Origin of the sequence: Pseudoalteromonas sp. CO325X (assembly GCF_004208955.1) — a bacterium.
Taxonomy (GTDB): domain Bacteria; phylum Pseudomonadota; class Gammaproteobacteria; order Enterobacterales; family Alteromonadaceae; genus Pseudoalteromonas; species Pseudoalteromonas ruthenica.
Map to the genome: position 1 here is coordinate 1 of NZ_SGPG01000010.1, position 14,545 is coordinate 14,545.

At 46.6% G+C, this 14,545-nt stretch carries 15 protein-coding genes, 1 tRNA gene and 1 pseudogene; 10 read left to right on the forward strand and 7 right to left on the reverse strand.

The genetic code is table 11. The annotated features are described in order from the left end of the window. Nucleotides 1-220: 220 nt before the first annotated feature. Nucleotides 221-853 carry a hypothetical protein gene (locus EXT46_RS03360; RefSeq protein WP_130145207.1) on the forward strand — a complete coding sequence of 211 codons (633 nt, stop codon included), beginning with the start codon at nucleotides 221-223 and terminating at the stop codon, nucleotides 851-853. A 44-nt stretch (nucleotides 854-897) separates the two neighbouring features. Here the strand turns inward: EXT46_RS03360 and EXT46_RS03365 are convergent. Then, nucleotides 898-1,158, reverse strand: a pseudogene (locus tag EXT46_RS03365) (transposase); the annotation flags it as partial. Between the two features lie 207 nt (nucleotides 1,159-1,365). Between EXT46_RS03365 and EXT46_RS03370 the strand changes: the two are divergent. From EXT46_RS03370 to EXT46_RS03385, 4 genes are all read left to right on the forward strand, one after another. Next, on the forward strand, nucleotides 1,366-1,572 hold the full coding sequence (locus tag EXT46_RS03370) for a hypothetical protein (RefSeq protein WP_130145209.1): 207 nt from the start codon (nucleotides 1,366-1,368) through the stop codon (nucleotides 1,570-1,572). 207 nt (nucleotides 1,573-1,779) lie between these two features. Next, the gene (locus tag EXT46_RS03375) at nucleotides 1,780-2,187 is read left to right on the forward strand and encodes a VOC family protein (RefSeq protein WP_130145211.1); all 408 of its coding nucleotides are present in this window, start codon (nucleotides 1,780-1,782) and stop codon (nucleotides 2,185-2,187) included. A gap of 171 nt (nucleotides 2,188-2,358) precedes the next feature. After that, nucleotides 2,359-4,386, forward strand: coding sequence for a methyl-accepting chemotaxis protein (locus tag EXT46_RS03380; RefSeq protein ID WP_130145213.1), 2,028 nt, complete (start codon nucleotides 2,359-2,361; stop codon nucleotides 4,384-4,386). Between the two features lie 50 nt (nucleotides 4,387-4,436). Then, nucleotides 4,437-4,928 (forward strand): arsinothricin resistance N-acetyltransferase ArsN1 family B, encoded by a 492-nt coding sequence (locus EXT46_RS03385; RefSeq protein ID WP_130145215.1) that lies wholly within the window; start codon nucleotides 4,437-4,439, stop codon nucleotides 4,926-4,928. A gap of 91 nt (nucleotides 4,929-5,019) precedes the next feature. On the opposite strand, the gene EXT46_RS03390 is transcribed toward EXT46_RS03385, so the two are convergent. The 3 genes from EXT46_RS03390 to EXT46_RS03400 form a co-directional block, all read right to left on the reverse strand. Continuing rightward, nucleotides 5,020-5,096, reverse strand: a tRNA-Val gene (locus tag EXT46_RS03390). A gap of 113 nt (nucleotides 5,097-5,209) precedes the next feature. Next, nucleotides 5,210-6,232 carry a DUF3080 family protein gene (locus tag EXT46_RS03395; RefSeq protein ID WP_165381048.1) on the reverse strand — a complete coding sequence of 341 codons (1,023 nt, stop codon included), beginning with the start codon at nucleotides 6,230-6,232 and terminating at the stop codon, nucleotides 5,210-5,212. Continuing rightward, the gene (locus EXT46_RS03400) at nucleotides 6,207-7,559 is read right to left on the reverse strand and encodes an MATE family efflux transporter (RefSeq protein WP_130145219.1); all 1,353 of its coding nucleotides are present in this window, start codon (nucleotides 7,557-7,559) and stop codon (nucleotides 6,207-6,209) included. The genes EXT46_RS03395 and EXT46_RS03400 overlap by 26 nt, the downstream gene beginning before the upstream one ends. Nucleotides 7,560-7,629: 70 nt before the next feature. Here EXT46_RS03400 and EXT46_RS03405 point away from each other — a divergent pair, with 70 nt between their 5' ends. After that, complete coding sequence (locus EXT46_RS03405; RefSeq protein WP_130145221.1) at nucleotides 7,630-8,259, forward strand: riboflavin synthase subunit alpha; 630 nt, start codon at nucleotides 7,630-7,632, stop codon at nucleotides 8,257-8,259. 11 nt (nucleotides 8,260-8,270) lie between these two features. Here EXT46_RS03405 and EXT46_RS03410 read toward each other — a convergent pair whose 3' ends face one another. Next, nucleotides 8,271-8,474 carry a CPXCG motif-containing cysteine-rich protein gene (locus tag EXT46_RS03410; protein WP_022943991.1) on the reverse strand — a complete coding sequence of 68 codons (204 nt, stop codon included), beginning with the start codon at nucleotides 8,472-8,474 and terminating at the stop codon, nucleotides 8,271-8,273. Nucleotides 8,475-8,574: 100 nt separating this feature from the next. Next, a complete protein-coding gene (locus tag EXT46_RS03415) occupies nucleotides 8,575-9,453 on the reverse strand; it encodes a fructosamine kinase family protein (RefSeq protein ID WP_130145223.1) in 879 nt (292 codons plus the stop codon). Between the two features lie 126 nt (nucleotides 9,454-9,579). Between EXT46_RS03415 and EXT46_RS03420 the strand changes: the two genes are divergently transcribed. Beyond that, nucleotides 9,580-10,260, forward strand: coding sequence for a hypothetical protein (locus tag EXT46_RS03420; protein WP_045978707.1), 681 nt, complete (start codon nucleotides 9,580-9,582; stop codon nucleotides 10,258-10,260). A gap of 52 nt (nucleotides 10,261-10,312) precedes the next feature. Here the strand turns inward: EXT46_RS03420 and EXT46_RS03425 are convergent, their stop codons facing one another. Next, nucleotides 10,313-10,672 (reverse strand): DUF3718 domain-containing protein, encoded by a 360-nt coding sequence (locus tag EXT46_RS03425; protein WP_022943988.1) that lies wholly within the window; start codon nucleotides 10,670-10,672, stop codon nucleotides 10,313-10,315. A gap of 441 nt (nucleotides 10,673-11,113) precedes the next feature. Here EXT46_RS03425 and EXT46_RS03430 point away from each other — a divergent pair, with 441 nt between their 5' ends. From EXT46_RS03430 to EXT46_RS03440, 3 genes are all read left to right on the forward strand, one after another. Next, on the forward strand, nucleotides 11,114-12,499 hold the full coding sequence (locus tag EXT46_RS03430; protein ID WP_045978709.1) for an amidohydrolase: 1,386 nt from the start codon (nucleotides 11,114-11,116) through the stop codon (nucleotides 12,497-12,499). An 8-nt stretch (nucleotides 12,500-12,507) separates the two neighbouring features. After that, nucleotides 12,508-13,728 carry an amidohydrolase family protein gene (locus tag EXT46_RS03435; RefSeq protein WP_130145225.1) on the forward strand — a complete coding sequence of 407 codons (1,221 nt, stop codon included), beginning with the start codon at nucleotides 12,508-12,510 and terminating at the stop codon, nucleotides 13,726-13,728. A gap of 338 nt (nucleotides 13,729-14,066) precedes the next feature. After that, complete coding sequence (locus EXT46_RS03440; RefSeq protein ID WP_053911360.1) at nucleotides 14,067-14,498, forward strand: DUF6795 domain-containing protein; 432 nt, start codon at nucleotides 14,067-14,069, stop codon at nucleotides 14,496-14,498. Nucleotides 14,499-14,545: the final 47 nt, after the last annotated feature.

The following is a 14,545-nucleotide window of genomic DNA, read 5'->3' on the forward strand; positions in this document are numbered from 1 at the left end:
TGCAGCTTAAGCCTGGGTCTCACATTACCCTAAACTGGTTTAAAATAATAAAAATATGGAGTTATTATCCATACAAGGCGCTTAAACGGAAAAGTTACAGTTGACTGGCGCTTCGCGCATTATAGCCAAACTGTAACTTTCCGCTTAGCTTAGCGTTAGGTAAACTCCTCTCCCTTGAGTAATGAGTCAATGTTTTTTATAAAAGGATATATAGCATTCTATGTTTATTATTGTTGCTTTATCTATTGTTGCTGTGCTTGTAATTGCTTTTCGATTTCGGAAAAAGAATGGTAATGAACCAAGTGTAGAAAAGAGGTACAAACCGGTATCGCGTAGCGGCATGAAAGAAGCGAAGTATTCTGGTGATATGTTCAGTTCCAAGCGTGTGGAAAGTGAGGTTGAGGTTAGTTCCGCTTATATTCAAGAGGACTTTCTTGGAAAAGCTGCCAATGCGGGCCAGAAAGCGAAAAAGGCAATGAAGCTAAAGAATTTTGATGAGGCATGGGGTTTGTTCCATGAACAAAAATCTTTATATATACAACATGCAAATCGATCGGGTTTTACAGCAAATCAAGCGTTAGCTCTCGATGCAACAGTGCATGAAGAAATGGCGAACATACTTAGGCAAGAAGGCAAGCATAATGATGCGTTAGTTCATATTGTGTATTGGGTTTTGGCAGGATCTGAACGACGAATTAAACGGCATGATCAAAAGCTTCAAGCGTATTTCAATCGTTGTAAATTTCAAAAAGTGCCTTTTGAATTAGCAAAAGAAAACATGGCTAAATTGAAAATGCCAGTTAGTTTTTTAGACGCCAAATCTATCGTTTCTGACTGGGTTGACGCTGGTTAGAAGTAAGTTCACCTAACAAGAGACTATGGCGTCAATAGCTCTTTTTAAGCTTTCGGCGCTTCCCACATTACCCCATCTCTGAGCATCGAATTTAAGATCACCACCATTTTTCTGACACACGCAATAATGGCCACTTTTTTCGATTTCCCGGCTGCAATTAGGCGCTGATATGTGGTTTTAAACACCGGATTACACTGCATCGCAGACATCATTGCCATGTACAGCACATTCCTCACCTGGGGTCTGCCGCCCTGGATGGTTCTGAGGCCCTTATAGCGACCGCTTTCCCAGTTTATGGGCAAGAGAGCTCGGTATATCAAAAAGCCCGATACTTTCAGCGCCGGTATAACACCTCATTTAGTAATGGTAGGCACTCTAAGCCATTGTTGGTTTAGGGTTGGATTTGGTGTTTACAGCGCAATGTTTTAAGATAGGAACAAAGTTGTTAATCCCTAGCTCGGCGTTACAGGGTCTATTGGTTAGGGTAATCATTATAAATATAAGGGAATGATATGAGCATCGGTGGTGATGTATTGGTTTATGTTTTTCTGTTAACAGCGGTTGCACCTGCCATTTTGGCAATTAGGTTAGCAGCAAAGCAAAATCGTTCGCGGTTAACCAGTGCCGTGGTTACTTTTGTTTTAGGGTTTACTTGGGTTGGCGGCTGGATATACCTTGCCATTATGAACTTAATGCAACCAAAAGAACCTACGCAGTAGTATTCATACCCCAAGTGCGACGGCTAATCCTAGATGCGCTCCACTTAGCTACCTCGTTTAATCAGGGAATGATAAAGCCTAAATTAGGCCGATTGGTTTTTCTCACCTACTTGCGCAGTAAACGAAAATAAAGCCGCTTGGCGGCAATAGGCTTGGTTAGGCCTGCAAATAAGGCGTCCAGTATCATCGGATAGAACGGAGGCAGAGATGAAATCCATTTTAACTTCACTGATGTTCGTTGGCGATCAGGCGGGCAAGTGCGAGGAGGCGATTAAGTTCTATACGTCGTTGTTCTGCGATGCTGAGATCATCGATATTCAGTATTACACCGCCGACGAGCATGAACCCGAGGGGAGTGTGAAAAGGGCAAAGTTTCATATCAATGGCAGAGAATTTATGGCCCTCGACAGCCACCTTAACCACTCATTTAGTTTTACCCCCTCCATCTCGTTGTACATAGAGTGTCAATCATTGAGCGAAATAGAGAGCATCTTTCGCTCCTTAGCCGAGGGCGGCACAGAGCTAATGCCTTTGGATAACTACGCCTTTAGCCATAGGTTTGGTTGGCTCAATGACCGGTATGGTGTGTCGTGGCAGCTTAATTTATCACAGTAGGTGTACAATCCTAGCCTTGGCAAAGGCAGGGGGCTAAACGGTGCGGCGGTAGCACTATTAAGGTTGGTTAAATATTGTTCGGTTATTCACTTTTTGGTCATGATAACGTAGTCAAGGGCGTAAGGATGTGTTTTTATAGAAGCTTAGCTTAACAAAATAATAATTATTCTTATGTTAAACAACCTCTCCTTACGACAGAAGATTTTATTGCTGATCGGTGGCACCTTGAGCGTTTTAATGGTTGCCGTGGCCGTGTTCTTCATTAACCATATCGCGTCTTTATCTCGAAATAGTGTTGAGCGCGAAGTACAAAATTACTTAGATGCTGAGCGTTTGTCGATGCAGTCGTTTTTTGCGCAATACGGCAAGGTAGTTGAAACCTATGTGACCAGCCCGCATATGGTCGACTTTTTCGATAACTACCGTGAGCGCGGTGTGGCGTTATCCTCTTTACCTGATTATCCACTACTGAACGATAATTTTATCCGTATTAGCGGCCGCGACAGTAATATTTTGTCTGCGTTTTTTGCCTCGGCTCATACCGGTGAATACTTCAAAGAAAATGAGCGTACCTCAGCGTATGGCGATGGTCGCCCTTACTATGCGTATAAGCGGCCCTGGTGGCAAGATGCGCTGAATAAAGGCCAACTTTATGTTGGCGCTATCTCCGTCGACATCAACACGGGAGATGCATCCGCTGTGGTGCAGCAGCCGGTTTACAATGACGCCAAAGAGCTGGTCGGTGTAGGTGGGGTTGACCTACAAATTAATGCTATTAAAGACATTGTCGAGGACATTACTTTCCAAGGCGAGGGCTTTGGCTTTTTGCTCGACAGTGATTTAAATGTGGTGCATTTATCGCAGCGTACAGGGCATTCATTGTCGATAACTGATACCGGAGAAGGTAAAGATAACTTGAGTGCTCTTGAGCAACAATTCAAGCAAACTCAAGGGTTTGATACGCTTAATAGCGCGATAGCCAATAATGACAGTGGCATTGTTAAGGTGACCCTTAAAGGCCAAGAGTTCTATGCTTTATTTAATAGCCTAAAGCTCGATAAGCCGGTGATCGATTGGCACTTAGGAGTGCTTATTCCGGTGAGCTTAATTGAAGAGCCCGTTAATGATGCAGTGATGTCCGCATCCATCGCTGTGGTGGTGATTCTTGCCATTATTGTAGCGATGATTTTCTGGGTGACTCATTTAGTTGCCAAGCCTATCACCACCTTAACCCATATTATGCGTGATATTGCCTCCGGTGAGGGCGACTTAACGCGGCGCATTGATATTACCAGTAAAGATGAGGTGGGCCAGCTTGCCCATCACATGAACACCTTTATCGATAAGCTGCGGGCGATGATGCTCAACACTGCTGCGCAGGCAGAGCAGTTAAGTGCCGCCGCCAGCCAGTTGCAACAAGTCTCTGGGCAAACCAACAGTGAAATCCAAAAAGAGAAGCAACAAGTCGACAGTGTCAGCGCGGCGGTGACCGAAATGGCCACTACAGTCAATGAAATCTCACGTAACGCCAATCAAACCAATGATGCCGCTGCATCGGTGCAACAGGTCAGTGAGCAAGGGCGTTCGCAATCAAATCAGTCACAGCAGGTGATGCATGAGCTAGCTGAACACATTGGCGAGGCCGCACAAGTGGTCACTGGCTTGGCGCAGGAAACCAATAATATTGGCGCGGTGATCGATGTGATTAACGGCATTGCCGAACAAACTAATCTGCTGGCGCTCAATGCTGCAATTGAAGCCGCACGAGCTGGCGAGCAAGGTCGCGGTTTTGCCGTGGTGGCGGATGAGGTGCGATCGCTTGCAAGTCGCACTCAAGAGTCGACCGACGATATTCGCACTATGATTGATAAACTGCAAAGCATTGCTGATAAGGCCTCAAATATGATGGCGCAGGGCCAAGAGCGGGCTCAGGGCTCGGTCACACAAACCCAAGCCGTGTTGCAGTCATTAGAGCAAATAGGGGAGTCGGTGGCGCATGTGCTTGATCAGAGTCACCAAATAGCGACCAGCACTGAAGAGCAAAGTATTGTTGCTGAGGATATCAACACCAGTTTGAGTGCTATTAACGAACTTGTTAATAATACCGCACACCATGCCGACACCTTAGCGAATGAGGCGAAAGACTTAAACGCCTTAGCGAGCTCTTTAAATGCCACGGTGAATCAGTTTAAGCTGTAAGCCTACTTTTATGGGAGCCTTCGGGCTCCTTTACTTCTTTCGAGGTACTTTTGTTACGACACGCCACGCCTGAAGATGCTAAGGCCATCGCCGAGCTGTATAACTATTATATTCGCCACACCACCTTTACTTTTGAAGAGTCGCTTGTTGATACCCAGCTTATGAGTCAGCGGATCGCAAGCATTAAAGCGGTGGACTTACCCTGGCTGGTATATGTACAAGACGGCGAACTCAAAGGGTACGCCTATGCGAGTAAATGGAAAGAGCGCAGCGCCTATCGTTTTGCTGTCGAGACGAGCGTGTATGTGGCGCATCAACATCAGGGCCAAGGAATAGGGCGCCAGCTCTATAGCGCACTGCTCGAGACACTCACCGCGCAGGGTGTGCATACCGCTATCGGTGGCATTACGTTACCTAACCCCCCGAGTATTGCTTTGCATCAGGCGTTAGGCATGCATAAAGTCGCGCATTTTGAAAAAGTGGGGTACAAATTTGAGCAATGGCTGGACGTTGGCTATTGGCAAATTCACCTACAGGCATAAGCTCTATTCGAGTTACTGTGTATAGGCACTTGAATATACAATATCAGAAATAAATTTTTCTGAATTTATTAATAAAGGCTGGAAAATAAATTGGTACGACCGAGTGGATTCGAACCACCGACCCCTACCATGTCAAGGTAGTGCTCTAACCAACTGAGCTACGGTCGTACAATTTATTATCAAGGCAAAACGTTACGGCGTTGACAACGCGGTGTAATATATAGCGAGAAACGAAGCTAATCAAGCAACTTTCAAGGAATTATTGTTTGTTTGCTGTTATTTTACTCACCTGGTGTTAAATCGCAGTGTTTGTAAAACGCTTGCCACCAGGTTACATGGCGGCGGCTCGATGTTTTAAGCTCTGCAAGCAAGCTCGGCTCGCCATGAGTGCCTAGCAACTTTGCCTTGATATGGTTGTCGTCTGGCTGAAATTGCAGTATGCGGGTAAAAATGGGCTGTAATTGCTGTAACCTGCCGGCGAGGTGGCTTTGAAAGCCTTGCAGTTGGCCAATGTAGAACTTGTTAAAGATATTATGCACTATCATGCTATTACGGTTGTTTTTATGGGCAGCGCAAATATCCCCGGGTAACTTGATGCGCTCAAGCTCAGCGCTCAGGGCATTGTTTAGGGCAATTTGCTCGCGCGTTGCGCGCAGTAACTTGGCTGTGTAATCACTGCGGTTTAGCTGCTCGAGCGCCTGCGTCAGTTGCGCGGTATCAATATCTTCAACATTGAGCTGGGCAAGGTCATCGGCAATATTGGCAAGTTGGGTCAGCGCACTTTGGCTATTTACGCGACCCGCTTGCTCATCAAAATCGAGCGCGTTGCGCGAAAAGGTAAAGAGGTGTTTAAGCTCTTTTTCTTGGGCCAGCAAGTTATTGAACGCTTGGCTCAGGGTGCGTGTTTTAAATTGTTTTTCCTGCTCAAGAGCAGCGATAAGCGATGGACTCAATGTCTCGCTATCGGGGTGATTTAGGCAGGCGTCCACTTGTTGTAAAAAACGCAGGTGATACTTAAAGCGTTCACTGGCCGTGGCGACTTTACCCAGTTGATTGTTGCGCCCGGCAATGTCAGTGGCAAGCTGACAATGGCTCAGTTGGCCAAGCTCCAAAATGCCCATTCGCACGCCGCTGTCCAGAGGCTGTGCGCTAAACTCGGGCCAGCGTTCAACGGCTAAGGTATGTGCTTCATTAACGGGTAAAAATTTAGCGAGCCGTGCACGATATTCTTCGTGGACCTGCTCGGGCCCCTCGGCGCAGCCAGCGAGCACAACCAAACTAAAAATTAAAAGGAGCCTGAGCAAGTCGCCTCCTGAGTGTCCAAATAAGCAGTACCGCAGCGCAAGATAAGCCGACAATGATCCCTAACCAGAACCCTTGCGGTCCCATCGCTGGCACGATGTAATCAGTACGACCTAGTACGTAGCCTAGAGCAAAGCCGATCAGCCAGTAAGAGATGAAGGTAATGTATGAAATTGGGCTGGTATGCTTGATCCCTCTGAGCATACCGCTGCTAACCACTTGCAGTGCGTCCGGTAGTTGATAAAAACAGGCGAGCACCATAATGCTTGCGGCAAGTGCTATTACCTCGGGGTTATCACTGTATATGGCGCTGATATCAAAACGTAGCAGATAAGTCACTAAGGCAACTAATGCTGCGATGGCGATAGACAACACAAAGCTCGTACTCATGCAGCGTTTAAGTGCAACAAAGTCCTGCTGTCCGTATAGATTGCCAAAGCGAATGGCCACTGCCATCGATAGGCTCATCGGCAGCATAAATAATAAGGTAGTGACCGAAGCGGCGACCTGATGACCTGCGACGGCGATGGCCCCCAGCGAGGCAATAAATAAAGGAATACAAGCAAATAACGTCACCTCAAAAAAGGTCGCTAACGACAGCGGCACGCCGAGCTTAAACATCGCCCAAATAGCTCTGCCGTCAGGCTTGGCAAAATGACGAAACAAACCCGGTCCATCGATGCGTTTACTTATTAAACTATAAATAAACTGAGCACTGCCCATGGCCGCAAAGACAAGGGCCGTTGCGACACCACAGCCAGCACCTCCGAGCGCAGGTGCGCCGAAGTGGCCGTGTATAAATATATAATTGGCGGGAATATTCACCAGCAAACCGATAATTGAAATATAAAATGCAGGTGCGGTGTAGGCCTTCCCCTCAGCCACATTGCGAAACAGCGAGTAAACAAAGAACCCAGGCAGGCCCCATTGGATATAGTCGATATAATCTTGAGCCAGTACTTTTACGCTGGCTTGAGTATCGAGTTGTGCAATGAGCACCGGAGCCAATTGCGCAATCGCGACGCCGGCTAAACAGAGTAACACGGCTAAGTAACAGCCTTGCTGAAAATGACCACGAATGGCCGGCTCGTCATTTGCCCCAAAGCTATGCGCAACTAACGAAGTGAGTGCCAATAAAACGCCTAACAGTGCCAGTACCATGGGGTTCCATAATCCGGTCGCAATTGAAAGAGCGGCTAGGTCAACGGCACTTACTTGGCCAGCCATAATGGTGTCGACGACCGACATTAATACCAACGTAACTTGTGCAAAAAACACCGGTGCGGCCAAACGCAACAAACGCCCAGCCTCCCAAGTACAAAACTTCATAAGAGAGAAAACATCAGATAAGATAAAAGGTAAGTGTATCCTGTGTGTGATATGAAAAAAAGGAATAGCGATGTTTACCGGAATAGTGCAGTGCCAAGCTCATGTCGTTGCTGCAAAGCTCGAAGACGCGGTTCTGCGGTTAGTACTTTCTGTGAATAAAAATTACCTACAGCACCTAGACTTAGGGGCCAGTATTGCCATCAATGGTTGTTGTCTTACTGTTGTTAAAGTAGAAAGCCCCGCCAGTGATGTTGTCGGCCAAGTGCATTTCGATGTAATTGATGAAACTTTGGCTCTCACCAACTTAGGCCAGTTGCGACCAGGCCACGCAGTTAATTTTGAGCGGTCAGTCACCTTTGGCACTGAGTTAGGCGGGCATATTGTCTCTGGGCACATTCACACCACCAGTGAGGTACTTGAGCGTATAGACAGTGAAGATAACTGCCGCTTGCATTTATCCTTAGATGATAAGTGGCGCGACTATGTCTTATATAAAGGGTTTGTGTGCGTTAATGGCGCAAGCCTTACCGTGGGCGAGCTCAGTGAACAGGGCTTTTGGCTGCATCTTATTCCTGAAACCCTAAGCATTACCAATATTGGCGAGGCAGTCACTGGCAGTGTCTTCAATATTGAGGTAGACCAGCAGACCTACACCATAGTCAATACGGTGCAGCGTTACCTACAACAACACAAACCCTAGCAATGCGCAGGTTAAAAAATTTGCTCATCGTCGGCGTCAACCCTTAACTGTACTTTGTTTAAGGCGTAGTCGATGTGCATGTTAAGGTGAATAGGGTTACAGCACGCTGAGCAATCCTCGTAGTAGTCTTGATCCCCTGAAGATGTATCGACATCAACAAAAATATGATTGCCGCAATGGGGACAGCGAATGCGCTGTAGGCTGTAGTCTTTCATAGCCGCCTCGTATGACACTCTGATGACATACTTTGAGTATAGTGCGTTTCTGCTACGAATTCCGACTAATTTGACGCAGTGAAAAGGCGTAACTGCGCTATTAATCGCCACCGTTTTGTTGATGAATTATGGTTTCGATACTGTCACGCGCCTGCGTCAAATAATGACCGGCAAAGATATTGGCATGATTAAGCAGGTGATAGAGGTTGTATATTCCCTCGCGGGAGCGATGATCGTGCGCCAGCGGGTAGTGTGCGTTATAAGCGGTATAAAAGGCGTCTGGGAAAGGGCCAAATAACCGTGTCATGGCAATATCCGCTTCTCTATCACCGTAATAACAGGCTGGATCGTATAGACATGGGACGGAGTTAACAAAGCCGACATTACCACGCCACAGATCCCCATGTAATAATGACGGTTGCACGTTGTGGCTGTGCAAGCGTGCTTTTACACAATCCACTAACGTATCGATATCACAAAAGTGAAACCCTTTTTCCGCCAGTAACTGCATTTGCCAGCCGATACGTTCTTCACTAAAGAATACATCCCACTTTTTGTGCCATCGATTGGGCTGTGCAGTAACGCCAATGAAATTGTCTTGTTCATTGCCAAACATGGCCTGTTCGTGCTTTTGATGCATCATCGCCAGATATTCACCCATTTTTGCCCAGCTGGGAGGGGTAGGGTCACTAAAATCCAGCCACTCTATAATGTTAAAAGCAAACTCCAGTGTGGTGTCTGTGGCTAAGCAATCCGGTACCAAAAACAACGACTCTTGTGTTAATAGCGACAAGCTTTGCGCTTCGCACTCAAGACGCTCCAGCGCACTGAGCGGGGCAACTTTAACAAAAAGTGTATGTTGCCCATCGCTGATACGAAATAGCATATCGGCCGAGGAATTACTTAATTGCTGCTTTTGCGTGATTTCGAAAGGAGTAGCTAAGGTATCACTAATTACTTGGGCGACGGCGTTCCACATGGCAAGTTAGCAAATTTAGAGTGCGGTGATATGAGTATGGCAAAGTTGTTGATTGATGCAAAAATTTTCCGCAAAGTCTAATCCCACGTTAAAATAGTGTGCAGCGATTTTAGAAGGAGTGAACGCGTGAATAAAAGCAGTGTAACGTCATTGATTGCCCTCATTGTTACATTAGTCGGGTGGCACCTAGAGCAGCCACTGTTGTTGAGCATGGGGTTATTTGCGTTATCAGGCGCACTAACCAATTGGCTTGCCGTGCATATGCTGTTCGAAAAAGTGCCGTTATTGTACGGCTCAGGTGTGGTGCAGATTAAATTTAATGCGTTTAAACAAGGGATACATGAGCTCATTGAAGAGCAGTTTCTATCTCCTGAGAACCTTAAAAAGGCCTCAGCGCAGATGCCAGCGCCGCAAATGGACGCATTAATAAACCATCTGGATATGTCGCTGGCTTTTGATAAGTTGGTACAGGTGATAGAGCAGTCACAGTTTGGGTCCATGCTCGGTATGTTTGGTGGTCGAGCAGCGCTCGAGCCGATGCGTGAGCCGTTTGCTGATAAAATGCGTGAGGCCATCGCAGAAATGCTACAAGATGAACAAACACGCGAGCAGATTATTGCGCAACTAGGCGGTGGTAGCGATTTGCAGGCGCAGGTTAAGCAACTGGTGAGCCAGCGCTTAGATGAGTTAACCCCAGCCATGGTCAAAGAGATTATTCAAACGATGATCCGCGCTCACTTAGGCTGGTTAGTCGTATGGGGAGGGGTCTTTGGCGGTGCGTTCGGTGCGCTTGCTTATTGGCTGTAAAAAAAGCCCGCATTGGCGGGCTTTACTTCCAGGGATGGAATCAAAGGTGATATTACTTTGAGCCGTACACCATAAAAGAATCGGTGTCGTTTTTGGCAGCTAAATCGCGAATAGAGGTTTCAGTTAGGCGCTCTATATTGAGCACTTTGAGGCTGCGATCGAAGCCATAGAGGCTGGCAAATTGGCGAACAGTTAAATCATTACACGCTAATTTGTTTTCCATGGTGTAGGTATTAACGTAATGCTCTTTCATAGAGCGGCGCAGTTTCAGTGGGCTGTTTTTAGTAATTGCCATACACAACTCGGTACCAGCGCTGTTATCGGCAGCTACAAATTTTGAGCTATCTGCAGAGGCTGTAGTTGAAAGTAGGCCAAGGGCCAAAGCGCTGGTTAATAATGCGGTGCGTTTCATTGTATTCTCCTTAGTACATTCGTCGGGTGCAATGTAAGTATGCGCCACATAATTGTTCATAGCATGAATAAGGTGTCTCCGAATGTAAGCATCTGTGTCAAGTGTGTCGAAGGGCGCAAAGCGCACCATTTTTCAAGGTATTGGCGACCCTATTTGGACACACTTTTTTTTGCTTTTTTTGTTGAAAAGGGTGACGCTTTTTCGAGTTTGACGGCTCATCCTCATCAGTCGCTGGGATTGAGTCACGGCAGATGTAACTACGGGTGTCAGGATAACCCACTTCAAGGCGTCGGCACTGTTGTTTTTTATTTAATCATTTTTGCCAAGCGTGTACCCATAACCCTCTCTTTTTCATCTCAGTTTACTGTTCATTAACCTTAAATTTTCGCATTTTGCGCAATGATTGGTTAAAGTTACGCAAAAAACGGAGTGATGAAAACAATGCGTAAATACACAGCAAGCCTAAGTGCTGTTGCCGTGGCGCTGGCAGTAGCCGGTTGCCAGCAAAGTGACGGTCCGCAAGGCGAAAAAATATCTATCGAAAAGAACCCCTATCCAAGTACTTATCAGCCTATGCCACGTCAATCGACGTTGATCACCAATGCCACAGTATTAACGGGTGATGGTCAGCGCATCGATGCCGGCGATGTGTACATGGTTGACGGGCAAATTAAGCAGGTAGGCAAAGACCTGGACGTGCAAGCCGATGTCACCATCAACGCAGAAGGTAAATGGGTGACACCTGGCATCATTGATGTCCACTCCCACCTCGGTGCTTATCCAAGTCCAGCGGTAGAATCACACCAAGATGGTAATGAAATGACCAGCCCTAACACCGCAGCCGTGTGGGTAGAGCATTCAGTGTGGCCGCAAGACCCTGGGTTTAACCGTGCCCGTGAAGGCGGGATCACCACTTTGCAGATTTTACCAGGCTCAGCGAACTTATTCGGTGGGCGCAGCGTGACGCTAAAAAATGTACCGTCGCACACCATGCAGGGAATGAAGTTTCCTGAGGCACCCTATGGCTTAAAAATGGCTTGTGGTGAGAACCCTAAGCGCGTTTATGGCAGTAAAGGTGTGTTGCCATCAACGCGAATGGGCAACATGGCGGGTTACCGAAAGGCATGGATTGACGCAACTGAGTACAAGCGTGCTTGGGAGAAGTATGAAGCGGATTACGATGCGGGTAAAAACGTAGAAGCGCCTGAGCGTGATATTACGTTAGATACGCTCAGTGCGGTATTGGACGGTGACATTCTCATTCACAATCATTGCTATAAAGCTGAAGAAATGGCGATGATGATTGATTTAGGTAAAGAGTTTGGCTACCACTCAGGCACGTTCCACCATGGTATCGAGGCGTACAAAATCGCTGATTTACTCGCTGAAAATGGCAACTGTGCCGCATTGTGGCCAGATTGGTGGGGATTCAAAATGGAAGCCTATGACATGGTACAAGAGAATGTTGCCATCGTAGATGCGGTTAAAAATTCCTGCGCTATTGTGCATTCAGACTCTGACACCACAATTCAGCGCCTAAACCAAGAAGCGGCGAAAGTAATGTATCGCGCCAATGATAATGGCTTCGACATTGATGAAGCGCATGCGATTAAGTGGATCACCTCCAATGCTGCAAAATCACTGGGCGTAGCAGATAAAACGGGTACCTTAAGCGCAGGCAAGCAAGCCGATGTGGTACTTTGGAATCAAAACCCATTCAGTGTGTATGCCAAAGCAGAGCAGGTATTTATCGACGGTGCCAAAGTGTATGACCGTAACGATGAAAAATACCAAGCACAAAGTGACTTTATGTTAGGCCAACGCTAAGGAGTTGTATGATGAACTTATTTAAATTGACAGCAATTAGCGCCGCCTTCGTAATGAGCACGCAAACTTACGCTGAAAGCTTGGCGATTACCAATGCCACGGTCTATACTGCAGCACAGCAGGGCGTATTAAAAGACGCAACAGTGGTAATAGAAAACGGTAACATTGTTGCTGTGAACCCCAGTGAAGTGAGCGCCGATACCATTATTGATGCTGAGGATAAAATCCTCACTCCGGGCTTTATTGGCTCGCTGAACGGCTTAGGCCTTGTGGAGGTCAGTGCCGTTGCAGACTCGCGTGATGGCGGTGATAAAAAAGCGACAATGACTTTCGACCCAAGCTTAGCGTTCAATCCGCGCTCAAGCTTAATCCCTTATGCACGCAAAGGCGGTATTACCAGCAATGTGATTGCACCCTACGGTGGCGATGATATTTTTGCCGGCCTGGCGTCATTGGTGTCGTTATCAGGCGAATTTGACAGTGTAACCCGCCAAGGCGTGGCCTTATATGTAAAGCTTGGAGCTAAACATGAAGGCTCACGTGCGCTGTCGTTGCAAACACTGATTGATACGCTAGAAAAGCACAGTGAACGTGATGAAGACGACGATAAGTCCAAAGGCAAAGAGGTAGAAATCCTCGATGCAGTCTTTGCCAAAGAAATCCCGCTAGTGATCGATGTGTCGCGGGCATCGGATATGTTAGAGCTGCTCAAAGTAAAAGCACGCTTTGATGTCGACATGGTTTTTGCCGGGGCGCAAGATGCCGTATTAATTACCGAGCAGCTTGCTGACAGTGATACACCTGTGGTGATCAGTGCCATGGATAACCTGCCAGGTAGTTTTGACTCAATGCACGCTCATTTGGAGAACGCTGCTAAATTGGAGCAAGCAGGCGTCACCGTGATCCTGACCATTGCTGGAGATAGCGCTCACAATTTGTATCAATTGCGCTTTGATGCGGGCAATGCCGTGTCATATGGCATGACAACGCAAGGAGCACTAGCAGCGATCACCAGTAATGTTGCCTCGGCATTTAATTTAGATGTAGGGCAAATTGCGCCGGGTAAACCCGCTGATTTGGTACTTTGGAGTGCTGATCCATTCGAGTTCAGTACACGCATTGAAAAAGTGTGGATAAACGGTACTGAGGTCTCAACTCAGTCGCGTCATGATAAATTACGTGAGCGTTATACCACGGATAGTGAGATGCCAAAGGCTTACACCAAATAAGTCATTAGTATGAAAAGTATTAAAAGGCGCTATAAGAGCGCCTTTTTTTATGCCAAATAGTGATTGAGTTTTGTTCACTGTGTTGTTTACAATATGTGAACATACTCAAACAGGTTATATGCGTTGTTTGCATTTAGCCAAGGAATGAATTGCGCTCAGGGAAGAATCGCCATACTGCATAGGTATGTCCCCCTTCCTCGTTGCGCTTCACTATGTGGAGCTTCGCTTTGATAGATAATTCCAATGTTGAATCTGGGTCGTGGTACCGACAGCTTAAGCTCTCTGCCACTGTACTCGTTGGTATATCACTGTTAGTACTTTCTATAAAGGTATTCGCTATGTTCGGAATTTTTAAAAAACACACCGTACAGTTATCACCCGAAGTGTATGGCCAAGTGCAACACAACGGCGACGCGCTGGCGCACATGACCATTCACCGTGATATTAGTTATGGCGACGTTTACAGTGACAGTGTGACCACTGACGAGCAGGGCCGTTTTCACTTTGAAGAAAAGAATATTGAATCGTCAAAGCCGGGCAATATGTTCGATAACGAAGGCATCGCGCAAGCAATTTATGTCATTGTTGACGATAAAAAATACACGCTCTGGGGCACGTTGATTGGTCAAGTTGAAGGAAATGATATTGTTGCCGCCAAACTTAAAGATTTGCACTGTGATATAGGGCGTGAAGAAAAAATATACGACTTTGAATTTAAAGATGTACCGGGCAGATATCAAACTATTTATGGTGTCTGCAACTTAGACTGATCGCTGCGGTTTAGCGACGCAAAAAAATACTCATACAAGGAATTAAG